A 23,349-nucleotide genomic window follows, 5' to 3' on the forward strand; every position below is an offset into this window, starting at 1 on the left:
CGCAGCTGCCGCCGCGGAGACGTTTCATGAGTGATCTACGTATCAGCCTGGTTCAGACCGACCTTCACTGGGAGGACCCTGGTGCCAACCGAGAGAAGATGGAAGGGTGTCTTGGCGAACTCGGTGACGGCCAGACCGACTTGATCGTCCTGCCCGAGATGTTCGCCACAGGCTTTACCATGCGCCCGGAGCGTTTTGCCGAGCCGGCGGGTGATGGCCCGACCCTTGAGTGGATGAAGGCGCAGGCGGCGGCGCGTGGCTGCGTCATCACCGGCAGTCTGGCGGTCGATGACGGCAGACGCTGTTACAACAGGCTCTACTGGGTCACACCCGATAGGGCAGTGACGCACTACGATAAGCGACACCTTTTCCGCATGGGGGAAGAGCCGACGCATTACACGGCTGGCAGTGACCGTGTTGTGGTGACGCTCAACGGCTTTCGCATTTTGCTGAGCATCTGCTATGACCTGCGATTTCCGGTCTGGCTTCGTCAGCAGCCGATCTCTGGTGCACCTTTCGAATACGACGTTCTGCTGTGCGTCGCCAATTGGCCGGGGGCTCGCCGGCGGCCATGGCGCACGCTACTTCAAGCGCGGGCGGTCGAGAATCTGAGCTACGTCGTTGGCGTCAACCGTATCGGTGACGATGGCAATGGACTGCAATACACCGGCGATTCACTGCTTGTCGACTTCAAAGGCGAGCCGCTGATCGATGGCGAGGCGGGCGGGGCCTTCGTCGAGACTGCGACATTGTCGATAAACTGCCTGAATCGGTTTCGCGATAAGTTCCCCGCGTGGCAAGATGCCGACCGTTTTCAACTGGATAAATCATGATGCGTTTGGATCGATTTTTGAGCGAGTCCACGGAGCTGACACGCAGTCAGGCCAAGCAGGCGCTGAAACGCGGGGAGGTGAGTGTCGACGGCGAGCCTGTGCGCAGTGGGGCGCTGCATGTCGATGACGAGCAGAAGGTGCTGTGGCAGGGAAAGGCCATTGCCAGGGTGGGCTTTCGCTATCTGATGATGCACAAGCCCGAGGGGGTCGAGTGTTCGTTGAAGCCGACGCACTACCCGTCGGTTTTGAGCCTTATCGAGATCGAACAGCCGGAGCGGCTGCACCCGGTGGGGCGCCTGGATGTCGAAACATCGGGGCTGCTGCTGATCAGCGATGACGGCCAGTGGACCCATCGCGTGACCACCCCCAATCGTGACTGCCTGAAACGCTATCGCGCTACGCTCATTGAGCCGATGGATGAAGCGAGTGCTGAGCGCGTCGAACGCCGTTTTGGGCAGGGCATTGCCCTCGACGGTGAAGAGAAACCGACTAAGCCGGCCACGTTCCAGCGCCTCGACGACCATGACGTCGTGATCGGTGTCACCGAAGGCCGTTACCACCAGGTGAGGCGTATGATGACGGCGGTGGGCTATCCGCTCGCGTCACTGCATCGTGAAGCGATCGGTCCGCTCGAGCTCGATCCCGATCTCGAACCCGGGGAATGTCGCCATCTACGACCGGAAGAGATTGCGGCTTTCTAAAAAGCGTCGCTTTGTCGCCTTAATGTTTATACCGTTATCTTTTACCGGAAACTTAACAGCTCATATGCCCGCGGCTTCGATCAAACAACGTGTATAAGCCGAGCGAGGAGCATCGAAAACCGTCTCGCTCGTCCCGGTTTCGACCACGGCGCCATCCTTAAGCACGATCAAACGATGCGACATGGCCCTAACCACGGCAAGGTCATGACTGATAAAGAGATAGCTGATTCGGTGACGTGCTTGAAGCTCACGCAGTAGCTGCACTAGCTGTTTCTGCACGGTGCGATCCAGCGCCGACGTGGGTTCGTCGAGGACGAGTAGGCGGGGTTTGAGAATCACGGCCCGCGCAATGGCAATACGCTGTCGCTGGCCGCCGGAAAACTCATGCGGATAGCGATCGCCACAGTGAGCGGGCAGACCCACTTCGGCCAACGCTTCCCCGACATGCGCGTCGATCTGCGCGTTAGAGAGCCCCGGCTGGTGGAAGCGTAATCCCTCACTGACAATGTCAGCGACCGACATTCGTGGGGATAACGAACCGAAGGGGTCCTGAAAGACGATCTGAAACTGTCGCCGGCGCTGACGAAAAGCACGGCCGTTCAAGCGGTCCAGGCGCTCGCCGTCAAAGGTGATCCTGCCATGCGCCCTGACCAGCCGTAGGAGCGCGAAAGCAAGGGTGGATTTACCCGAGCCGGATTCCCCCACGACCCCCAGTGTTTCACCTTGTCGTAACGAGATCGACAGCGGCTCGAGCGCGACAAAGTCGAGCGGCCGACGCCGTAGCAGTGGCTTGGGCCGAGGAAACTGCACGCCGAGTCGATCAATTTCCAAGAGTATTGGGGCTTCATCGACTACCGGCGGCGGATGGCCGTCGGGGACCGCCGCAATCAGCTCTCGGCTATAGGCCGTTCGTGGCGCGGTGAACAGCGCCGATGTCCTCGCCGTTTCGATCACGCTTCCGGATTTCATTACCACGACTCGGTCGGCGTGGGACTTAACCAGATTCAAGTCGTGGCTGATAAGCAGTAGACCCATTCCCTCTTCTCGCCGCAACGTGTCGAGGAGCCCCAGAATTTCGCGCTGCACCGTGACATCGAGCGCAGTAGTTGGCTCGTCGGCGATCAGGAGCGCCGGCGCGTTGGCAATCGCGATGGCGATCATCACACGCTGTCGCTGCCCGCCTGAGAGCTGATCGGGTCTCGCCCCGAGCATGTCGTTGACGCGGGGCAGGCGGACCCGGTCGAGCAGTTCGCGGCTACGCCGCTTCGCTTCGCGACCGCGTAGCCCTTGATGCAGCCTTAATGTCTCTTGTAGCTGCCTGCCGACGGTATGAAGCGGGTTCAGCGAGGTCATCGGCTCCTGGAAAACGAAGCCGATTCTTCCGCCACGCAGCGCGTTCCAGGCGCGTTTCGACAGGCTGTTAAGATCACGCCCTTCGAAGCGCCTTTCGCCCCCGACTTCGGCGCCGGGCGGTAGCAGCCCCATTGCCCCTAGCACACTGACCGACTTACCCGAGCCGGACTCGCCGACGATCGCCACGGTTTCGCCGCGGTGGACTTTTAGATCCAGCGTCTCCACAGCCCGGTAGTCCGCAAAGCGAATCGAAAAGTCGTGCAGCTCAAAAACCGGTACATCGCTCATGGCGCATCCTTTTCCACGCGGACGGACGTCGATGCTGGAGCGTTGATTCGCGGGTCGAAGGCATCACGCAGCCCTTCACCGATGAAAACCAGCAGTGACAACATGACACTCAGTGTGACGAAAGCCGTAATGCCAAGCCATGGTGCCTGCAGGTTGTTTTTGCCCTGGGCAACAAGCTCGCCCAGGGAGGGGGAGCCTGGGGGTAGCCCGAAACCCAGAAAATCGAGCGCCGTGAGTGTCGTGATGGCCCCGGTAAAGAGAAACGGTATGAAGGTGAGCGTCGCGACCATGGCATTGGGCAGCACGTGGCGCCACATGATTAGCCGCGAAGGCAGACCCATGGCGCGAGCGGCACGGACATAGTCCAAATTGCGCGCCCGAAGGAATTCGGCGCGTACGATATCCACCAATCCCAGCCAGGTGAAAAGCAGCATGATCCCGAGTAGCCACCAGATATTCGGCTCGACCAGACTCGCGAGGATAATCAGTAGAAAAAGTACCGGGAGGCCGGACCAGATTTCGATGAAACGCTGGCCGATGAGATCGATCTTGCCGCCGTAGTAGCCCTGAAGTGCACCGACGCCAACGCCAATGACGAGCGAGCCCGTGGTCAGGGCGAGAGCGAAAGCCACCGAGAGGCGAAAACCGTAGACCACGCGAGCGAAGACGTCACGACCCTGATCGTCCGTTCCGAGCCAATGTCGGGCGCTGGGCGGCGAGGGCACGGGACCGCCAACATCTCGATCCAGCGTCTGATAATCAAAGGGAACCGGCGGCCAGATCGCCCAGCCGTGAGCGTCTATCTGCGATTTGACGAAGGGGTCATGGTAGTCGGTGGTGGTTGGCAGGAAACCGCCGAAAGTCGTTTCCGGATAGTCTATCGCCACCGGTATATACCAGTCTCCCTGATACTGCATGACCAGCGGCTTGTCGTTACTGATCAATTCTGCGGCGAGGCTCAGTGCAAAGAGCACGCCGAAGAGCCAGAGAGATACGACGGCACGCCGGTTATGGCCAAAGACGCGTAGCCGCCGACGGGTGATCGGTGACAGCTTGGATCTGACGGTGGCGGCCTGAAACAGCGACGAGACGCGCATCATGCCTCCCGACTCTCGAAGTCGATTCGGGGATCGACCCAGACATAAGTGAGGTCGGAAAGCAGTTTCAGCAACAGCCCCATCAGCGTGTAGAGATAGAGCGTGCCGAAGATCAACGGATAGTCTCTCTGCATTACCGCCTCGAAACCCAAAAGCCCCAGCCCATCGAGGGAGAAAATCACCTCGATCAGCAGTGAACCGGTGAAAAAGATCCCGATCAGCGCAGCCGGCATCCCCGCAATGATGATCAGCATCGCATTGCGAAACACATGACCATAAAGAACACGCTGTTCTGAGGCACCTTTCGATCGTGCCGTCATTGCGTACTGCTTGTGAATTTCATCGAGAAAGCTGTTCTTGGTCAGCATGGTCAACGTGGCAAAGCTGCCCACCGCCGATGCCACTACCGGCAGTGCGATGTGCCAAAAATAATCTTGAATCTTGTCCAGCAAGCTCAGCTGGTCGAAGTTCGTCGAGGTCAAACCCCGCAGCGGAAACCAGTTCAGATAGCTGCCGCCGGCAAACACGACGATCATCAGGATGGCGAAGAGGAAGCCGGGAATCGCGTAGCCCACGACGACGACCCCCGATGACCAGACGTCAAAAGCGCTGCCGTGACGCAGCGCCTTGCGAATGCCGAGCGGAATGGAGATCAGGTAAACCAGCAATGTGGTCCAGAGACCCAATGAGATCGAAACCGGCAGGCGATCGATGATGAGGTCGATGACCGGTCGTCCGCGGAAGAGGCTTTCGCCGAGATCGAAGCTCGCATAGTTTTTGAGCATCACCGCGAAGCGCTGCCACGCGGGTTGATCGAAGCCATATTCCTTGTTGAGCGCCTCGCGCAGCTCATCGTTGATGCCCTGCAGGCGCTGCGCGCCACTGCCGCCGACGCTATCACCGCCACCCCCCTCGAGACCGGTGCTCGCGCCACTGCTCAACCCCTCGAAACGGGCCATCATCTGATCGATGGGGCCGCCTGGCGCGGCCTGCACGATGACAAAATTGAGCAGCAGAATCCCGAACAGCGTCGGGATCATGAGCAGCAGACGTCGCACCAGATAGCTCGCCATGTTTGGCCCTCACTCCTCTCCGCGCTGACGGGAACGCACCTGGGCCGCTCGCTCCGGATCCACCCACCAGATGCTGAGGTCCCGCGTATAGCGAGGGAAGGGCTGCGGGTAGTCGAACTTGTCCCAGACAGCGATACGAGTGCCCTCGAAATTCCACTGCGGAACAACGTAGAAGCCCCAGCGCAAGACCCGATCGAGGGCGCGGGCAGCGGCATCCAGCGCATCGCGTGCGTCCGCGGCGATCAGATCGTCTACCAGCGCATCGACCACGGGGTCGCGTACTCCAGCCAGATTTCGGCTCTGCGGTGCATCGGCGTAGTCGCTTTGCCAAAAATCCCGCTGCTCGTTGCCCGGGTTGGCGGACTGAGGAAAACTGCCGACCACCATGTCAAACTGGAACCGCCGCAGTCGATCGAGATACTGATTGACGTCGACCAAGCGGATACGCGCGTGAATGCCCAGGCGCTCAAGATTCCGCACGTAGGGCTGCGTGATGCGTTCCCACTGGCTGTCGTACAGCAAAAATTCCAGCGTGAAAGGGCGCCCGGTATCGCGATCGACCAGAGCATCGTTGCGAACCTCGTAGCCTGCCTCACGCAGCAGCGTGAGTGCTTCCCGCAGGCGAGGGCGTAGGCCCTCCGGCTGCGGAATCGGCAGGGCCTGATCAAGGACACCCTCCGGGAGTTTGTCTGCAAAGGGCGCCAGCAGGGCGGCTTCCTCGCCCACGGCTAACCCCGTTGCTGCCATCTCCGAACTCTCGAAGTAGCTGTGCGTGCGTGTGTAAACACCGTAGAACAGGTGTTGATTGAGCCACTCGAAATCGAACGCGAGCGAGAGTGCCCGGCGCACGCGTGGATCCTGAAGCTGGGGTCTGCGCGTATTGATGACATACCCCTGCATGCCGGCAGGCTGGCCGTCGGGAATGACCAGTTGCTCGATGGCGCCGTCGTGTACCGCGGGCGTCTCGTAGGCCGTCGCCCAGTTCTTGGCGCTGCCCTCGAGCCGCAGGTCCAGCGCGCCGGCAAGAAACGCCTCCAGTGCCACCGACTGATCGCGAAAATAGTCATAGACCAGACGGTCGATATTGTAGCGCCCACGATTGATCGGCAGATCACGCCCCCAGTAATGCGTCACGCGCCGATAGACGATCTGCCGTCCGGGGTCGATGCTGGCGACTTCGTAGGGACCCGAGCCGAGCGGTGCTTCCAGCGTCGGCCGCGTGAAGTCTCGATTTGACCAGTAATGCTTGGGCAGGACCGGGAGTTGGCCAAGGATCAGTGGTAGCTCCCGCGACTGGTTATCGGGGAACGCGAAGCGCACTGTCCTCTCATCAACTGCCGTGACACTCTCGACGCCGGCGTAGTAGGCCCGGTAGAAAGGCTGCCCTTTCTCCCGCAGGAGCTGGAAGCTGAAGATGACGTCGTCCGCGGTCACCGGCGTGCCATCATGAAAGCGTGCCTCGGGGCGAAGATCGATCTCCATCCAGTGGCGTTGGGTGTCGAGACGAATCCCACCGGCCAGCAGGCCATACATGGTGAATGGCTCGTCAGCGCTCGACTCCATCAACGTGTCGTAGAGTTGGGCGAGTCCGTCGGCGGGCGACCCTTGGATGATGAAGGGATTGGTGGAGTCGAAGCTGCCGCTGGCGGCACGACGAAGTGTACCGCCTTTCGGCGCGCTGGGATTGACGTAAGGGAGCTGGTCAAAATCCTCGGGGAGGGCGGGATCGTCGTAGAGCGCCAGGGCATGAACGGTGGCCACCCGGGGCGGTGAAGAGTCGGTGCGAGCGGCTGCCTCGCTCTGGGACAGAGTATCGGCGAGACCGCGAGTCGGCGTTGCCATCGAGACGAGAAGGCCGCAAATTAGCGTGAGAAGCGCGGCATTCCAGGAACGATTCGTCATACCGCGTTTCTCCAACGGGCGTGGGCACCCCGTTCTGATTGTCGTCGGGCAAGCGAGAGATCAATGCCTGCTGGCTAGCGCTTGCGCGGGCACGACCAGAGTCTGACCGGGTCGGATAATGTTCCCCGAGATTCCGTTGCTCCGGCGAATTTCGGCGACGCTTGCACCAAAATGCGCAGCGATTGCCGAGAGCGTGTCCCCTCGCTTAACCACGTACCGATTCATAACGCTGCGCTCGGAATCGGGTACGGCATCGAGATTAGCCAGAAACCGTGATTTTGCCGAGATCGGCAGTACCAGGCTGGCGTCATCACGCGGTCGCGTGGCGCTGCGCTTGAATCCTGGATTGAGTGTTTTCAATTCCTCGGCGTCGATGCCCGAGAGTTCAGCCGCCATCGAGAGCGTCAGCGGGCCGGCGGTGTCGACTTTAACAAACTCGGTGCGGTCCGGAATCGACGGCAGAGCGACACCGTAACGCGCCGGGTGGGCGACCACTTCCGACAGCGCCAGCAGTCGCGGCACATAATCCATCGTCTCCGACGGCAAACGAAGGTGCCAGTAGTCGATCGGCTCTCCCCGGTTGGCGGCGGCACGGCGAGCGGCATTCACGGTGCCGGCGCCGGCGTTATAGCCGGCAAGACTCAACAGCATGTTGCCGTCGTACCAACGATCGGCGAGCTGTCGCAGATAGGAGAGCGCGGCATCCGTTGCCGCCAGCACGTCGCGGCGGCCGTCATACCAGTCGGTGCGTTCCAGCCCCATGGCATCGCCGGTACGCGGCATGAATTGCCAAAGCCCAGTGGCACCGCTGGGGTTGGCGGCCGTGGGATCGTAGCCGCTTTCGATGAACGGCAGCAGGGCGATCTCTCCCGGCATGTCTTTCGCCTCGAGTCGCTTGCTGATCCAGTGAAGCCAGGGACGTGCTTCGAGCGCAACGCGCTCGACGTGATGCGGATGCTCGCGGTACCACTCCAGCCACTCCGCGACGCGAGGGTTTTCGATCTCGTGAGACAGTGCAAAGTCGTCGCGAAGCCGGCTCCAGGCATCCGGAATGGGCTGCCTCTCCAGAACCAGTTGGGACCAGAAAGTGGCGCTTCGCGGCAGTGCCGACACCGGACCGCCGCTGGCGTCCGGCGAGGCGTGCGTGGCAGCGCCGTCAGTGTCGGCGGCGAGGGGGGCGGCGTGAGCCGCCGCGAAAGTCGGTGTGGCGAGCAAACAAATACCGCTCGCGAGACTCAGCAGGGCCCGATAGCGGCGCAAAGGGAACATCATGAACTCTCTATCTCTTCCGTACTCGGTTCTGTAGGTCAGTCGTCGGGACGAGCGCCCACGTTTCAGACATGGGTCGATGTAGCAGCTTGTCCTACAGAACGTCAGTCTTGATCCTACCGGTCCTCGATTCAGCGCTCCCTGCTGTATCGGCGGTCGTGAGGGGCTCGCCCTCTTTAAAAGCGGTCCTTCCAGGCCCGCAGCGTTGCGAACGCCGATGTCTCGTCGCCGCTTTCACCCTGTGACGCCAATGTCTGACGAAGCCCGGGCTGGTCGAGACGCAAGAACGGGTTGATCTGGCGTTCCCGGCCGAGCGTCGTGGGTAGCGTGGGTCTGCCTGCATCGCGCGCGGCTTCGCATTCGCGTCGATAGTCATCACGAACCGCATTGTCCGGCTCGGCGGCGGCGGCGAAAGCCAAATTGGACAGTGTGTATTCATGGGCGGCAAATACCTGCGTGTCGCCGTCCAGCGGCGCAAACTTGGCAAGCGATGCCTGCATCTGGGCTGGCGTGCCCTCGAAGAGCCGACCGCACCCGCCGGAGAACAGCGTATCGCCAGCAAACAGCAGCCCTGGCGTGCCGGCGGCGTGGAAGGCGATATGGTCCAGCGTGTGACCGGGGACGGTGTGGACCTCGAAACGCTGGCCCAGAACATGACACTCGTCGTCCTGCCGCATTACCTGCTGGACGCCTTCGATTGCCGGGTTGTCCGGGCCGTACACCACGGGCGCGTAGCGTTCGACGAGCTCGGCCAGGCCACCGGTATGATCCTGGTGATGATGCGTGATCAACACGGCTTCAAGCGTCGCGTTCTCCCGCTCGAGCCACTCGACCACCGGACGTGCGTCGCCGGGGTCGACCACCGCGACGTTGGGTGTGGCTTCCTGACGAAGCACCCAGATATAGTTGTCCTGAAGCGCGGGGATGGGTATGACGGTCAACATAGGATCATCCTCGTTGGGTGAGCGTTCGGCATCATCTCAAGAACATCGATAGCCTGGATGCTACTGGGGATGGCAAAGTTCGCAGCGATTTCTTGCGCCTTGGCCATCGGGGCCATGACAAGGGCCACGAAAAGCACGTTGCCCTATGAAAAGCCGACAACCTTGGGGAGTTGAACCGCCCGTGTCAAATACGCCAGTCGCGAGTCATCTCGTCAACGCGGTCCAACAGGGTCGCCGGTTCTGGGAAACGGAGCCCGGCCGTTCGCTATGGTCCTTGGAACGTGCCTGTCTTGGCCCCCATTGCGAGCAGCGCCGGGGGGCGGTGAGCCTGCAACTGGGTATGGCGGAGTGGATCAGTGACATGTGCCCGGTTCGCAAGGCGCTTCAATGGGCGCCGGCAGAGTCGCTCGTGCGCGCGCCACAAACGCTGGTTTGCCTGCCCGAGCGCCTGCCGCTCGCCGATGATGCGCTGGACCTGACCGTCATTCATCATCTACTCGAGGCAGTGGAGAGTCCCCACCGTCTACTGCAGGAAGCCGCCCGCGTGACACGTGCCGATGGCCGGCTGATCATCTTTGGCTGGCATCCCCTGGGCATGGCGAGCTTCCCGCCGAACCGGCGTCCCGAGCCCTGGCGGCAAACCTGGCGCACGCCCAGGCGTCTTGGTGACTGGCTCGCGTTTGTCGACTTCGAGATCGAGCGGGTAGACTACTGCGGCTTCGCTTGGCCGGGACGACGACGCGGCAGCCGGCGCCTGGAAACGCTCGGCAGACGCTACAATCTGCCAGTGGCTCAGGCCTACCTGCTGGTTGCCAAGCAGCGGTCTATACCCGTCCAGCCGCTGCGTTTACGCCAGTCAAAACTCGCCGAAGTCCGCAGCGGCGCCTGGAGTGGACTGGCGCCGCGAGAAGCGACGCGAGTCGCTTCACCGTCCAGCGGGCGTATCGAATCCCCGGGAACGAAACGTCTCGCGCCGCCGAGCATCGATGGCAACCGACGTGACGACGCCTCGCTCGGTCGGCTTGCCGCGAGATCCGAGCGAGATAGCCGAGGTGTTATCGAACGTGACGCGACCGAACGCTGACGCGATGCCCGTATGCCTCGTGGGTCGTCGAGTGTTGCGGTTACGTCATGGCTCACCGACTCGTCCGCCAGGCCTCAATGATCGATTCATCGATAGACCGTTCCATTGATAGACCCAGAGAGAGACGCCACTCTTGTCAGACCAGTCATTTGAAGACGCCCCCACGCCCAATGTGACCATCTACACCGACGGCGGCTGCCGGGGAAATCCAGGCCCGGGCGGCTGGGGCGCGCTGCTTGAAGCGGGCCGACATCGCAAGACCCTCAAGGGGGGCGAGCGTGATACCACGAATAACCGGATGGAGTTGACCGCGGCCATTGAAGCGCTTCGCACGCTGGACCGACCGTGCCGGGTCGCGCTATGGACCGATTCCCAATACGTGCGCAAGGGAATCACCGAGTGGATACATGGCTGGAAGAAGCGGGGCTGGCAGACTGCAGCCAAACAGCCGGTCAAGAACGCCGAGCTCTGGCGTGCGCTGTTGGCCGAGACCGAGCGGCATAGCGTCGAGTGGCACTGGGTGAAGGGGCATAGCGGCCACGAGGGTAACGAAGCTGCTGACCGCCTGGTGAATGAGGCGATCGATGAAGTGGTCGCAGCGTCGCGCTGACGCGTGTCGCCCCGTCGAGTCCAGCCGGATTCGGCGCTTAGAATGAAAGTCAGCGCCGGCGCCACCCGAAGCGTCGGCCGCCGAGGAGAGAGTCATGCGCCAGATCGTCATGGATACGGAAACCACGGGTATCGACCCACGCGAAGGCCACCGCATCATCGAGATCGGTGGTATCGAGCTGGTCAATCGCCGGTTTACCGGGCGAACCTATCATCAGTACGTGAACCCCGAGCGGGAGATCGAGGCCGAAGCCATCGGGATCCACGGCATCACCAACGAGCGCGTCGCTGACGAGCCCGTTTTTGCCAAGATTGCCGATGAGCTCTGGGAGTTCATGCGGGGTGCCCAGCTGGTCATCCATAATGCCCCATTCGACGTGGGGTTTTTCGATCACGAATTTCGATTACTGAATCGCGCACGCGGTGAACCGGTCATCGGCCCGGTTGCCGATCACTGTGACGTCCTCGACACGCTGACGATGGCGCGTCGAATGCACCCGGGCCAGCGCAATAGTCTGGATGCCCTCTGTAAGCGCTATGCCGTCGACAATGGTCAGCGCGTGCTACATGGGGCGCTGCTGGACTCCGAGATTCTCGCCGACGTGTATCTGGCGATGACCGGTGGGCAGACGGCGTTGTCGCTCGCCGGACAGGAGGATAACGGCGCCCAGCAGAGCGGTGACAAGCGGGGTGGCGTTCAGCGACTCGATCGTGCTGCGACGCCCCTGGTTGTCGCTCGCCCGAGCGAGGCTGAGTGGGAGGACCACCGCCGTCGTCTCGATCAGATCCGTGAGTCCGCGGGTCAGTGTCACTGGGATGCAATGTCGCAGAAGGACACGCTTTGATGTTTCGCCGTGACATGCCGCCGGAGGCGACCCCAGGGGGGTGGCTCATCCGCATGAACGATGAGGGCGTGGCGCCTGACGCTGCCGGGGACGGTTTTCTCGACTACGTCGATACCTGGCCCCATGGGGCACTGCGACTCGGCTACTGGCAAGACGAACCCGTGGCGGTGAGTCCGGAAACGGGCGGCGCCGAGGAGGGCATGGCCTCCTGGCCAGCAGCGAGAGAGTGGCTGGCGATGACCTCGGCAGGACACGGCGAGCTACTCGCCACCGCGCTTCAGGTCGTCCGCTGGGCCAGAGATCATCGCTTCTGCGGTCGCTGCGGTCATGAAACCCGCCGCCTGATGCACGAGTTCGCGATGCAGTGCGATCACTGCAGCCTGCGCGGCTATCCTCGGATCTCGCCGTGCATCATTACGCTGGTGACCTTCGGGCGAGAGATGCTGCTGGCGCGTAGCCCGCGCTTTCCGCCGCGACGTTACTCGACGCTGGCCGGATTCATTGAACCCGGCGAAGCCGTGGAAGCGGCAATCCGGCGAGAGGTCATGGAAGAGGTGGGGGTCGACGTTGGTCGGGTCAGCTTTTTCAAAAGCCAGTCCTGGCCATTCCCTCACTCGCTGATGATGGGTTTTTTCGCCGAAGCGACGAGCCGACGCATTCATATCGACGGGGTAGAGATTGCCGACGCCGCCTGGTTTACGCCGGAGCGGGTGCCGGAGCTGCCGCCGATCTACTCGATCTCGCGTCAGCTGATCGAGACGCACCGTAGCGCCGTCGCGACACGCTAGTCTTGCGCCCAGCCTCAGGCCGTGCGGGATTTGCCGAAAAGCTTGGGCAGGCGGCTGGCAAGGCCGATGTCACCCTTGACCTTGACGCGGCCGCTGAGCAGCGCCTGCATGGCGTTGAGCTCTTTCTTGACCAGTTTCATCAGCGAGGCGGTGTCGCTGGCAATGGTCACGCTGGGATCGGTGTGGGTGCCCGGGCAGATATCCAGCGAACCGTGGTCGATCGTCACGTAGTAATCCTCCACGTCGCTGAGCTCGAACTGATACACCGCGACGAGATCGCCCGCGGCGGCGGGGTCGAATCGGGCATGCAGTCTGTCGATAAGTTGTTCGTCGTCCATCGAGAGTCTCCGCGTTGAAGTTGAGCAAGCAAATCATTGCCTCGGACGGGATGCAACCGTCAGGGAATTGCCACTAGCGGAATGCACAAGGGAATCCGATGAGACCCGAAGGAGAAGCCTGTGAGTGAATGGCTGGCCGACTATGGCCTGTTTCTGGCAAAGACCGCGACGCTGGTGATTGCCCTGGGCGTCGTGCTCGGGCTGCTGGCCCTCGGGCGTCGAAAGCGCGAGTCCGGGAGCGACGCGACGCTCGAGATCAGTGAGCTCGATGAGCGGTTCGCCAAGCGGCGCCGTCAGCTAAGCCTGGCAGCCGAGCCCAGGCACCGGCGACGCGCCGTCGCCAAGGCGATGCGCCGGACGCTCAAGGCGGAGCGCAAGGCACCGAGGCAGCAAGATAGCGCGAGCGCGGCATCTCGAGTCTGGGTGCTCGACTTCGAGGGGGACCTCAAAGCCACCGGGACCTCGGCGCTTGCCGAGCTGGTGACGCTTCTGATCGGGGAAGCCCGCGAAGGCGACGAGGTGGTCATGCGCCTGCAGTCCGGTGGTGGGTTAGTGCATAGCTATGGACTCGCCGCCGCGCAACTGGATCGACTACGCGACGCAGGTCTCTCGCTGACCGTCTGCGTCGACAAGGTCGCCGCCAGCGGTGGCTACATGATGGCATGCTGCGCCAACCGCCTGATCGCGGCACCGTTTGCGGTGATCGGTTCGATCGGTGTGGTAGCGCAAATTCCCAACTTCCACCGTCTACTCAAGAAGAACGATGTCGACGTCGAACTGCTGACCGCCGGTCGCTACAAGCGCACTTTGACCGTGCTCGGCGAGAACGACGAAGCCGGTCGCGAGAAATTTCGCGAGGACCTCGAGTCGACCCACGAGCTCTTCAAGCACTACGTCCAGGCAAGACGTCCGACCCTCGACATCGAGCAAGTCGCGACCGGCGAAATCTGGTACGGCAGTGAGGCGCTCGGCGCCGGCCTGATCGACGCCATTGGCACGAGTGATGCCTACCTGGCAGACAAGTTGGACGCGCGCAGTCGAGTGTTAAAGGTATCGCTCAAGACCCGCCGCGGGATGCTGGGCCGATTCACCAAAAGCGCCGAGGGGAGCGTCGAACGGGGCCTCGACCGAATGATCGAACGGGTGGACGACCTGCGCTGGCAGCGGCGCTGAATTCCCTGTTAGACGCCGCCGCTAGTGATGGGCTTTCAATGCGGCAAGGTGGCAAGGGCGGCGATGACGTGCCAGGCCGCGTTGCCTTTTAACGAGTAGTAGATGGTCTGAGCACTTCGCCGTGTTTCGACCAGTGTTTCGTGTCGCAGTACGGCGAGATGCTGCGACAGGGCGGACTGACTCATTCCCAATCGCCGGTTGATCTGCGTGACGCACTGCTCGCCCTCGATCAGTAGGCAGAGAATCCGCAGCCGACTCTCGTTGGCCATCGCCTTAAGCAGCGCTGTGGTGGGTGCCATTTGGGCTTCGGTCAATAGGGTAGGGGAGTTGGAGCGCGTAGGGGCCATGATCTTCTACTGCATCCGCTGACGGCGGAGTTCCGGCGCTGAACGTTCTGTTGCAGGCCACGGCATCCTAGCTAATGTAACTTAGAGTTACAAACATTTTAGGCGTTTCTCGATGGAGAATTCGACCTCAACTCTTTATAATCCGCGCCCGCTTCAACCTCCGTCCTTCGAGGGTTCCCTTACCCCTCGGCCAGCCACGGCACACGAAAAAGGTTCGACATGCTCAAGCTCGATGATCGCCAAATCCGCCACGCCTTGTGGTGGTTGATCACTTTTCACGTCGTCATCATTACGGCGAGCAATTATCTGGTGCAGCTACCATTCACGCTCTGGGGGCTACATACCACCTGGGGCGCCTTCAGCTTTCCCTTCATCTTTCTGGCCACCGACCTGACAGTGCGCCTGTTCGGTAAATCGTCGGCACGGCGGCTGATTGCCGGCGTGATGTTGCCGGCACTGCTCGTCTCCTATGTCATTTCGGTGCTGTTCCAGCAGGGGCAGTTCCAGGGACTTGAGGCGCTGGGGAGCTGGAACCTGTTCGTCGGCCGAATAGCGCTGGCCAGCTTCATGGCCTATGTCCTCGGCCAGCTGCTCGACATTCATGTCTTCGACCGCCTGCGACGACTGCGGGCCTGGTGGGTGGCGCCGACGCTCTCGACGATCCTCGGCAATCTGGCGGATACCTTCGCCTTCTTCTCCATCGCCTTCTGGCAAGGGCCGGATGCCTTCATGCGAGAGCACTGGGTCGGCATCGCCTGGTTCGACTATGGCGTCAAGTTGGCGATCAGTCTGGCGTTCTTTCTGCCGCTTTACGGCGTGCTGCTGGCGTGGCTCAGTCGGCGACTGTTCACTGAGCGGATAGAGGGTTTGCCGGGGAGAGCCTCGCGTTCCTGACATCGCCCTGCGACGGGTCTGATATCCTTGCCGCCACGGACGTTAGAACGACGTTAGAACGACGAGGAGAACGGATTTGCGACTTCACGCCACCGACACTGCCGATTCCACCGAAATGCCCTCTGGCACGACGCCTCTGGTCATTCTTCACGGGCTCATGGGTAGCGCCGACAATTGGCGTTCTCACATCAAACAGTGGCAGGCCAGGCAGCGTGTGGTCGCCGTGGACCTGCGCAACCATGGCCGTTCCCCGCATGGCCGTGGCATGAGCTATGAGGCCATGGCCAATGATGTGCTCGAGCTACTGGCGTCGCTCGGTCTCGAGCGTGTGAATCTTTTAGGACATTCGATGGGCGGCAAGGTCGCGATGACGCTCGCGCGGCTGCAGCCGGGGCGGGTGGCGCATCTGGTCGTTGCGGACATCGCGCCGGTCGCCTACGAACATGGGCATGACGAGGTTTTCGAGGCGATGCGACGCGTCGAGGCCGGGTCGCCGACCTCTCGAAGCGAGGCAAATACGCTGATGTCGGAGGTGATCGAATCGACTCCGACGCGTCAGTTCCTCGCCACCAACCTGATTAAAGGTGACGACGGCATCATGACGTGGCGGGTCGGGCTTGACGAGATCGAGGCGGGCTATGCAGATATCATCGCGCCACCGGGCGGCAACGAGACGTTCGACGGGCCTTCACTAGTGATTCGCGGGGGCGCATCGTCCTACGTGCAAGACGCTCACCGCGAGGCCATCGAGGCGGTACTGACCGATGTCACCCTCGAGACGCTTGAAGGCGCTGGCCACTGGTTACACGCCGAGCAGCCCGAGGCATTTCGTGAACGCATCGACCACTTCCTCCAGTCTTCAGCCTGAAAAACCGCTAGGCGAGAGGCTCGGCGTCGCCATCCACGGGGATCACCTCGATACTGGCATCCCTACGCCCGAGAAACCGGTTGAGTATGCGGTAGGTATCGATGTCAAAGCCACGAGAGTCGGGCAGTGTCTCCAGCTGTTCCAGGCGCGAAACGCTGCCCTGATAGTGCCAGTGGTCCACGATATGGAAACTCGCTTCGTTCGCCGTGCCGTCTTCGCGAAAGGCGACCCGTCCCGGCCACGGCCAGTTTTCGATACGTAGTCGCTCCATCGCCGCCCTTGCCCGGGCGGTGTGGGCGGCCAGCGTTTCTTCACCGCAGCAAGCGCCCCGGCAGCGCCCGATCTGATAGCCGAAGCAGCGACCCTTGCCCGCTTCCAGCCCCAGTACGCGCAGACACAGCCCCTCCTGGTTGGCGATGTCGCGCAGTGTCATCTGGCCGTCACGGCGATTGCGAAAAAGACCGTAGAGGTGCGAACGCGCGGTAACGACCCACTGACCGTCGGTCAATTGAGGCTGCGTTTCACCATCGGGCCAGTTCCAGCTCACCAGCCGTATTCGCTTGCGTAGCTGCCGGTTATATAGCGGCACCCAGCGTTTGATCAGATCCGCCTCGAGCAACTGCGCGCCCAAATCGCCGCTGGTACGCATCCAGGCAATGCGCTCGGTCTGCGCCATCATCTGCCGATGACGATTGGCGGCCGGGTCGCGGACGTGGGTACGTACCCGCTGGCGAATATCGATGCTCTTCCCCACGTAGAGCGCCAGGTCGTTCAAACCGAAGAAAACATAGACGCCTGGCCGAGCCGGGAGCTCGGCCAGCGCATCAAAGCCGACGCTTGGCAGCGCGTGGGTCGGATCCTTGCGGGGATCGTACAGACTGAGTTTGGCGGTCATGCATTCAGGCTAGTCGATCCAGTCTCACTGCGCGTCGAGGTCTACGGCGAGTCGCGAGATGGGGCTTTGTGCCTTGATCTCGCCACGTTCGAGTAGAAAGGCCTCGAAATCACGATAGCGTTTGGTGTCCAGTGCCGCCGGTCGCAATGCGAAACGTGGCAGCGTTGCTTCCCATGCTTCCGCATTGAGCGGTGTATCGAGCGATTCGTCGTAGTCGATGAAGCGCTGCCAGGCGTCGTCGGGATGATTGATGATCCAGGCGGTCGCTTCACCAATCGCGGCCATGAAGCGACGATAGGCATCGCGATGGTCATCGAGCGTGTCGCGGTTGGCGACGAAAATCAGCTCGTCATAGGTCGGCACACCTTCCTCTTCGATGTAGAAGGCTTTGCCGGGGACGCCTTCGTGGCGCATCTGGGCGAGTTCGAAGTTGCGAAAAGCGCCGGTCACCGCATCGACGCGCTGGCTGATGAGTGCCGGGGTCAGCGAAAAGTTGACATTGACCAGCTCGACGTCATCCAGGCTCAGACCACTGTGTTCCAGAGTCGCCGCCAGCAGCACCTCTTCGACGCCGCCCACCGAGTAGCCGATCTTGTGTCCAGCGAGGTCGGCAACCGCTTCGATACCGCTGTCCGCGCGCACGACCAGTGCATTGAGAGGTGTCGCGACGAGCGTGCCGATACGGACCACCGGCAGGCCCTGGTCCACCTGCAGATGCAGCTGTGGCTGATAGCTTAGCGCCAGATCCACTCGGCCGGCAGCCACGAGCTTCGGCGGTACGCTCGGGTCGGCCGGAGATTGGATGTCGACGTCGAGGCCGCGCTTTTCGAACAGGCCGCGTTGCTTGGCGATAATCAACGGCGCATGCACAGGATTGGCATACCAGTCTAGCATGACGCTGAGATCGATCATTTCCGGCGCATCGATCTCGTTGTCCTGCGCCGAGGCCGTTCCCGTCATGCCGATCGTCAGCGAGGCGAGGGCGAGGGTGAGCCAGCGGCGAAGCGGGCGGGCCGGACGGTGCGAAGGGGGATGGCTTCGTGCGGTAGTGCGCATGGTCATTTTCCTTGTTGGCGAATTCACGCTGTTGAGGGAAGCAGTTGTCACCGGTACGCAGACAGAGTCAGCCAGCGGTGTCGATGCGGTCGCAATGCCATGGCATCGCGCGCCGTAACAACGCGTCGGTGCCGAAGTAGAGCATGAGCGCAAACGCCACGAGGACGAGTAGCGCAGCGAACATGATGTCCACCTGCAGGCGTGCGTTGGCGTTGAGCATGAGGAACCCTAGCCCGCGACTGGAGCCGACCCACTCGCCGATCACGGCGCCGATCGGTGCAGCGGTTGCCGCCATGCGTATGCCTGAGGCGAATGAAGGCATCGCGGCGGGCAACTGGACCTTGAGTAACCGACGACGGCGGCTGAGTCGAAAGGTATCGGCGAGATCGAGCCAGCCCTGCGGGGTCTGACGCAGACCGTCGTAGCCGGTGGAGGCGACCGGAAAGTAAATGATCAATATCGCCATCAGGATCTTCGGCAGCATGCCGTAGCCGAGCCAGAGCATGAGGATGGGAGCCAGCGCAAACAGAGGAATCGCCTGGCTCACCAGTAGCAGCGGCAGTAACGTGCGGCGCAACGGCCGAAACCGGGCCAGCGACAGCGCGGTGAGCCCGCCGAGAACAACGCCACCGATAAAACCGGCGACGATTTCGACGGCGGTGACCCAGGCATGGTTCGCCAGCAGCACGCGTTGCTCGACCAGTGCGCGACCAACCGCCAGCGGCGCGGGCAGGATGTAGCGAGGCACGCCGGTCACTGTCACGACGGCCTGCCATAGCAGCACTAGCGCGATCAGTGCGCCGATAAACCGCCAGGGTAGGCGCTGAATGTTGGTCGAACCCGGGATCGATGTCGGTGCCGAGCTTCGCGAATCATCGATCATCGGGACCTCCACCTTCAGCGGACGCCGTAGCGGGGTGGCCGGTCTGGAGGGCGCGTTGCCCGGGCGGCATGAGTTCGGCCACGAGTGCGGCCTGATGCCGGTGGAGATCGGCGCGGTCGAGTGGCCGAGGCCGCGTGCCGGTCGGTGGCGTCAATGATTGCAGTCGCGCCGGCTCCCCCTTGAGGATCAGCAGGTGATCGGCCAGCCGGAGGGCTTCCTGCGGGTCGTGAGTGACCATGATCACGGTGCGCTCGGCAAGGAGTTCACTCGCCAGCTCGTGAAGACCGAGTCGGGTGATCGCATCGACCGCCGAGAAGGGCTCATCCATCAGTACGACGCTGGCATCAAGAAAGAGCGTGCGAGCCAGCGCCACGCGCTGGCGCTGGCCGCCGGATAACGTTGCTGGCCAGGCGTCTGACTGCGGCGTGAGGCCGACACGCTCGAGCAGCGCCAACGCGCGCGCTCGATCCGCCGGTGTCACGCGTCGCTGCCAGTGTGCCGCGAGCATGACGTTGTCCACCACCCGACGCCACGGCACCAGCAGGTCCTGCTGGGCCATCCACGCCAGACGTGGTCCCAGGGGGAGCCCATCATCGGTGACGAGTTCGAGGCGATGGTTGTCGGGTAGCGAGAGCCCGGCGATCATCCGCAGCAGGGAGCTCTTGCCGCTGCCGCTGCGACCGAGCAGGCAGCTCCAGCTGGCCGCGGGAAACTGTGCGTCGAGATCGCAAAACAGCGCTTGCTCACCGAAGTGCAAGCTGGCGCGGCGGATCTCGATGGCGGGTGGGGGCATGACGACTCCCGACAGAGTGACGAACGGGCGGAGTCATGCGACGGTGACGCAGGCATTTCCTCCGCCGGTGCTAACCGGTTCAGGTTCAAGGGTTGTGCGTGGCACTCTCAGCCCGTTAGTCGCGGGCACCCCTATGCTGTGGTCAAGTGTACGCCCATCGATGCTGGCTTGCCCACCGGATCGCCATGGCTTTCGGCACGAGTCGATCTGCCAGAAAGCCCTTGTCAGGAGACGATAGTGACTTCAGCCGATTTCTCCCAGGCCGGGCCGGCGGCCGATACGCTGCCCGGGGAGGCGCTCACCGCAAGGATTGCGACGTTTATCGGTCGGCCGGTCGAGCCTCTCGCACTGCGCTGGCCGGATAGCGCCAATTGGCTATGGCGTGATGGCACGCTCTCGCCGCAGCTGCTCAAGCTGGCCCGTAACGATGCCACGCAGGACGCATTCTGGGCGGGGCTGGCCACGCTTTTTGGCCTCGACCGCTGGCGTACGCCGCATGCGCTCACCGACATCGCTGGCATGCTGCCACCGCAACTGCCGATGGCGCCGCTGCCAATGACCTATCTGGGGCACCTCGATGACGCGCCGCTCTGGAGTCAGCCGTGGCGGCGGGGCGAATCGGCCTTGATGGATAATGCCTTCGCTGGACGGCTCGGCACCCAGCTCAGGATGCTCCACCGCGAAGCCGTACCCGGTTGGGGGCACCCCTTGTCCGACGTCGCCGACCTAACGACGTGGCCGGCCAGCGCGAAGGCCTTCGCCGAGTCGAGAGGCGCGGGTGCCGAAGCGTCTCGGCTGCGCTGGCCGATACCGCAACGGGCGGTGTGGTCACTGCCGGATCAGCGACCCGATCAGTATCTCCGCACCGCGACCGATCATTTCTGGTGTGACTGGGAAGCGCTGGTCTGGGCGCCGCTGGAGTTCGATCTCTGCCTGGTCGAGCTGCTGATCGCCAGCCGTGCTCAGCGTGAAGCGTTCCTCAATACCTATGGGAGCGACACTCTCGTCGACCTCGAGCATCACCGGAGTGCAATGCGATTGCTGGCACGCCTGCTCGCCCTGCATGGCCCGCAAGGCGAGACCTGGATCGATAGCCATCCGGCGTGGCTAAGAATCTAGTTTTTCGGGAATTTTTCACCGCGCAAGATTTCGCGGGCGTGGCATACTGAGGTTTTCGAACCTGCAGCCGATGAGCGATTCGTGGATTCGATCAACAGTCTGTTTCTCGTGTGCGGGGCGCTCATCGCCCTGAGTATCCTGGCCAGTCGTGTCTCCTCGCGAATCGGCGTACCGCTGCTCGTGCTGTTTTTGGCGCTCGGCATGCTTGCCGGCGAAGAGGGGGTGCTAGGCCTCCAGTTCGACGATTACTCCCAGGCTTTTCTGATCGGCCACCTCGCGCTGGCGATGATTCTGCTCGACGGCGGGCTTCGAACCCGGTTCCAGACGTTTCGTGTGGGCCTCAAGCCGGCGCTGTCGCTGGCCACGTTGGGTGTCTTTATCACCAGTGGCATGGTCGGACTGCTGGCAATGTGGCTGCTGGATCTCAACTGGATCGAAGGGCTGCTGGTTGGTGCGATCGTCGGCTCGACCGATGCCGCCGCGGTCTTCTCGATGCTCAAGGGGCACGGCGTCAATCTCAACGAGCGCGTCGGTGCCACACTGGAAATCGAGTCGGGGACCAACGACCCGATGGCGATCTTTCTGACCATTACGCTCGCAGAGCTGTTGACGGGGGCGGTCGGGGGGCTCACCGAGACGCTGATGCGTTTCGTCCTGCAATTCGGCCTGGGCCTTTTCATCGGTCTCGGCGGCGGCTGGGTGTCGGCGAAAATGCTGCGCTGGCTCGACCTGGCTCCCGGGCTCTACTCGCTGCTGGCACTGGCCCTCGGCTTTTTCATTTTCGGCGCGACCAGTGCCGTCGGGGGCAGCGGTTTTCTGGCGATCTACCTGACCGGACTGATGATCGGTAACCAGCCCGGGCGCCATCTCACTCACATTCTCCCCGTTCACGACGGCCTGGCGTGGCTGAGTCAGATCGGGCTGTTCCTGGTGCTGGGCCTGCTTGTCACGCCATCGGAGATGATCGACTACGCGGTCCCCAGCGTCATTCTGGGGGTTGCGCTGATCGTGGTCGCCAGGCCAGTGGCCGTGATGGCATCGTTGCTGCCGTTTTTCAGCTTCCGCTGGCGGGAGCTATTCTTTCTTTCTTGGGTCGGGCTCCGGGGAGCTGTCCCTATCGTCCTGGCCATCTTTCCGGTCATTACCGGTGTCGAGAATGCGGCGCTCTACTTCAACGTCGCTTTCTTCGTGGTGCTGATCTCCCTTCTTCTGCAGGGCTCGACACTGGCCTACGTCGCTCGCTGGATGCGGGTGGTGTTACCGGAGACGACGACGCCGGACCGTCGCGGCCAGCTCGGCGTGCTGCCAGAAAACGACTATGAGATGTTCGTTTACAAGGTGGAAAACGAGTCTCTCGACGACGTGCCCATTCGTCTGCTCAGGCTGCCATCCGGCATACTGATATCGGCGATCTTTCGTCAGCACGCCATGCTGCATCCCAAGGGAAGCACTCGCCTTCGGCTACAGGACGTGGTCTGTCTTATCGGACGCACGGGAGACCTGCCTTCGCTCAACCGTCTGTTTAACGGCGAGTCCAAGCTGCGGCGTGAACGCGCGTTCTTCGGGACATTTACACTCGATGGCGAAGCATTGATGCAGGAAGTCGCCAACGCGTACGGCCTGACGCTAAGCCCGGGGGAGCAGCGGATGACACTCGGGGAGTTTGTGGCGCTTCGTGTCGGCGGGCATCCCGTGGTGGGCGACGACGTCGATTGGCACGGCTTTCACTGGGTGGTCAACGAGATGGAGGGCAATCGCGTGACTCGGGTCGGTTTACGTCTCTATCACTAATGCTCGCTCACAGCGTTCGATCGCTGGCGCGCAGCCCTAGCGTCACTGCGACGACCCCGCCTGGCGAGGTCGTAGTGCAATCGGCCTGGCGTCTACCGGCGCACTGTCACTCGACGTCATCGTTCTCCGTTGGGCGGTCAAGACGCTTGCCTGTCTCTTTCTCGATCATGCCATTCATGCTGTCCGCACGGCGCTGAGCGTCGCTCTCCTCATCGAAGTACCCCAGGCTGCCGCCGGTATCGCCATCAAACACTTCGAAGCAGGGCTCGGCATCGTTCCCAGGCTTTCGGGTCTTTCTCACTGCGATATAGGGTTCTGCCATCGTGGAATTCCTCGTGAAGAGTGGCCGGACACGCCTTGGCAAGGTTCGTGGAGCCGGCACTGAGGTACAGCATGGGACGAATTG

24 protein-coding genes and 1 riboswitch are annotated in these 23,349 nt (G+C 62.2%); of the genes, 11 read left to right on the plus strand and 13 right to left on the minus strand.

The annotated features are described in order from the left end of the window. The first annotated feature begins 26 nt into the window (after positions 1 to 26). Positions 27 to 833, plus strand: a complete 807-nt coding sequence (locus tag DOM41_RS12970; protein ID WP_110687280.1) for an amidohydrolase — start codon at positions 27 to 29, stop codon at positions 831 to 833. Continuing rightward, entirely contained in the window at positions 830 to 1,534 is a 705-nt protein-coding gene (locus tag DOM41_RS12975) for a pseudouridine synthase (RefSeq protein ID WP_342588153.1), read from the plus strand. Before DOM41_RS12970 ends, DOM41_RS12975 begins: the two co-directional genes overlap by 4 nt. A gap of 60 nt (positions 1,535 to 1,594) precedes the next feature. Here DOM41_RS12975 and DOM41_RS12980 read toward each other — a convergent pair whose 3' ends face one another. From DOM41_RS12980 to gloB, 6 genes are all read right to left on the minus strand, one after another. Next, positions 1,595 to 3,175 (minus strand): ABC transporter ATP-binding protein, encoded by a 1,581-nt coding sequence (locus DOM41_RS12980; protein WP_110687281.1) that lies wholly within the window; start codon positions 3,173 to 3,175, stop codon positions 1,595 to 1,597. Continuing rightward, the gene (locus DOM41_RS12985; protein ID WP_245391841.1) at positions 3,172 to 4,275 is read right to left on the minus strand and encodes an ABC transporter permease; all 1,104 of its coding nucleotides are present in this window, start codon (positions 4,273 to 4,275) and stop codon (positions 3,172 to 3,174) included. The genes DOM41_RS12980 and DOM41_RS12985 overlap by 4 nt, the downstream gene beginning before the upstream one ends. After that, positions 4,272 to 5,345, minus strand: a complete 1,074-nt coding sequence (locus DOM41_RS12990) for a microcin C ABC transporter permease YejB (protein ID WP_110687282.1) — start codon at positions 5,343 to 5,345, stop codon at positions 4,272 to 4,274. Before DOM41_RS12990 ends, DOM41_RS12985 begins: the two co-directional genes overlap by 4 nt. Before the next feature lie 9 nt (positions 5,346 to 5,354). Further along, the gene (locus DOM41_RS12995; protein ID WP_245391842.1) at positions 5,355 to 7,247 is read right to left on the minus strand and encodes an extracellular solute-binding protein; all 1,893 of its coding nucleotides are present in this window, start codon (positions 7,245 to 7,247) and stop codon (positions 5,355 to 5,357) included. 60 nt (positions 7,248 to 7,307) lie between these two features. After that, entirely contained in the window at positions 7,308 to 8,519 is a 1,212-nt protein-coding gene (locus tag DOM41_RS13000) for a transglycosylase SLT domain-containing protein (protein ID WP_245391843.1), read from the minus strand. A gap of 173 nt (positions 8,520 to 8,692) precedes the next feature. After that, complete coding sequence (gene gloB / locus DOM41_RS13005; protein WP_110687283.1) at positions 8,693 to 9,460, minus strand: hydroxyacylglutathione hydrolase; 768 nt, start codon at positions 9,458 to 9,460, stop codon at positions 8,693 to 8,695. A gap of 181 nt (positions 9,461 to 9,641) precedes the next feature. Here gloB and DOM41_RS13010 point away from each other — a divergent pair, with 181 nt between their 5' ends. The 4 genes from DOM41_RS13010 to nudC all read left to right on the plus strand — a co-directional run bounded on the left by DOM41_RS13010 (position 9,642) and on the right by nudC (position 12,786). Beyond that, on the plus strand, positions 9,642 to 10,544 hold the full coding sequence (locus tag DOM41_RS13010) for a methyltransferase domain-containing protein (protein ID WP_157956936.1): 903 nt from the start codon (positions 9,642 to 9,644) through the stop codon (positions 10,542 to 10,544). Between the two features lie 133 nt (positions 10,545 to 10,677). Beyond that, entirely contained in the window at positions 10,678 to 11,154 is a 477-nt protein-coding gene (gene rnhA, locus DOM41_RS13015; protein WP_110687285.1) for a ribonuclease HI, read from the plus strand. Between the two features lie 94 nt (positions 11,155 to 11,248). Then, positions 11,249 to 11,998, plus strand: a complete 750-nt coding sequence (gene dnaQ / locus DOM41_RS13020; RefSeq protein ID WP_110687286.1) for a DNA polymerase III subunit epsilon — start codon at positions 11,249 to 11,251, stop codon at positions 11,996 to 11,998. Beyond that, positions 11,998 to 12,786, plus strand: a complete 789-nt coding sequence (nudC, locus tag DOM41_RS13025; protein ID WP_110687287.1) for an NAD(+) diphosphatase — start codon at positions 11,998 to 12,000, stop codon at positions 12,784 to 12,786. Before dnaQ ends, nudC begins: the two co-directional genes overlap by 1 nt. Positions 12,787 to 12,800: 14 nt before the next feature. On the opposite strand, the gene DOM41_RS13030 is transcribed toward nudC, so the two are convergent. Beyond that, on the minus strand, positions 12,801 to 13,124 hold the full coding sequence (locus tag DOM41_RS13030; protein ID WP_110687288.1) for an SCP2 sterol-binding domain-containing protein: 324 nt from the start codon (positions 13,122 to 13,124) through the stop codon (positions 12,801 to 12,803). A gap of 120 nt (positions 13,125 to 13,244) precedes the next feature. On the opposite strand from DOM41_RS13030, the gene sohB reads away from it, so the two are divergent. Beyond that, positions 13,245 to 14,297, plus strand: a complete 1,053-nt coding sequence (gene sohB / locus DOM41_RS13035) for a protease SohB (protein ID WP_110687289.1) — start codon at positions 13,245 to 13,247, stop codon at positions 14,295 to 14,297. Between the two features lie 35 nt (positions 14,298 to 14,332). Here the strand turns inward: sohB and DOM41_RS13040 are convergent, their stop codons facing one another. Beyond that, positions 14,333 to 14,596 (minus strand): ArsR/SmtB family transcription factor, encoded by a 264-nt coding sequence (locus DOM41_RS13040; protein WP_425353272.1) that lies wholly within the window; start codon positions 14,594 to 14,596, stop codon positions 14,333 to 14,335. 267 nt (positions 14,597 to 14,863) lie between these two features. Between DOM41_RS13040 and DOM41_RS13045 the strand changes: the two genes are divergently transcribed. Together DOM41_RS13045 and DOM41_RS13050 are read left to right on the plus strand one after the other, a co-directional pair. Further along, the gene (locus DOM41_RS13045; RefSeq protein ID WP_110687291.1) at positions 14,864 to 15,538 is read left to right on the plus strand and encodes a 7-cyano-7-deazaguanine/7-aminomethyl-7-deazaguanine transporter; all 675 of its coding nucleotides are present in this window, start codon (positions 14,864 to 14,866) and stop codon (positions 15,536 to 15,538) included. 76 nt (positions 15,539 to 15,614) lie between these two features. After that, positions 15,615 to 16,406, plus strand: coding sequence for an alpha/beta fold hydrolase (locus tag DOM41_RS13050; protein ID WP_245391844.1), 792 nt, complete (start codon positions 15,615 to 15,617; stop codon positions 16,404 to 16,406). Positions 16,407 to 16,413: 7 nt separating this feature from the next. On the opposite strand, the gene DOM41_RS13055 is transcribed toward DOM41_RS13050, so the two are convergent. From DOM41_RS13055 to DOM41_RS13070, 4 genes are all read right to left on the minus strand, one after another. After that, positions 16,414 to 17,301, minus strand: a complete 888-nt coding sequence (locus DOM41_RS13055; RefSeq protein ID WP_110687292.1) for a GIY-YIG nuclease family protein — start codon at positions 17,299 to 17,301, stop codon at positions 16,414 to 16,416. Positions 17,302 to 17,325: 24 nt separating this feature from the next. Continuing rightward, the gene (locus tag DOM41_RS13060; protein WP_110687293.1) at positions 17,326 to 18,357 is read right to left on the minus strand and encodes an ABC transporter substrate-binding protein; all 1,032 of its coding nucleotides are present in this window, start codon (positions 18,355 to 18,357) and stop codon (positions 17,326 to 17,328) included. A gap of 67 nt (positions 18,358 to 18,424) precedes the next feature. Next, positions 18,425 to 19,240 (minus strand): ABC transporter permease, encoded by an 816-nt coding sequence (locus DOM41_RS13065; RefSeq protein WP_188112403.1) that lies wholly within the window; start codon positions 19,238 to 19,240, stop codon positions 18,425 to 18,427. After that, on the minus strand, positions 19,230 to 20,033 hold the full coding sequence (locus DOM41_RS13070) for an ABC transporter ATP-binding protein (protein ID WP_110687294.1): 804 nt from the start codon (positions 20,031 to 20,033) through the stop codon (positions 19,230 to 19,232). The genes DOM41_RS13065 and DOM41_RS13070 overlap by 11 nt, the downstream gene beginning before the upstream one ends. A gap of 39 nt (positions 20,034 to 20,072) precedes the next feature. Then, a riboswitch (TPP riboswitch) is annotated at positions 20,073 to 20,176 on the minus strand. 94 nt (positions 20,177 to 20,270) lie between these two features. On the opposite strand from DOM41_RS13070, the gene DOM41_RS13075 reads away from it, so the two are divergent. Continuing rightward, entirely contained in the window at positions 20,271 to 21,152 is an 882-nt protein-coding gene (locus tag DOM41_RS13075; protein WP_110687295.1) for a hypothetical protein, read from the plus strand. 81 nt (positions 21,153 to 21,233) lie between these two features. Next, entirely contained in the window at positions 21,234 to 22,943 is a 1,710-nt protein-coding gene (locus tag DOM41_RS13080) for a potassium/proton antiporter (RefSeq protein WP_110687296.1), read from the plus strand. A 106-nt stretch (positions 22,944 to 23,049) separates the two neighbouring features. Here the strand turns inward: DOM41_RS13080 and DOM41_RS13085 are convergent, their stop codons facing one another. Continuing rightward, entirely contained in the window at positions 23,050 to 23,265 is a 216-nt protein-coding gene (locus tag DOM41_RS13085; RefSeq protein WP_110687297.1) for an RNA-binding protein, read from the minus strand. Positions 23,266 to 23,349: the final 84 nt, after the last annotated feature.

The organism is Salinicola aestuarinus, from assembly GCF_003206645.1.
GTDB classification, from domain to species: domain Bacteria; phylum Pseudomonadota; class Gammaproteobacteria; order Pseudomonadales; family Halomonadaceae; genus Salinicola; species Salinicola aestuarinus.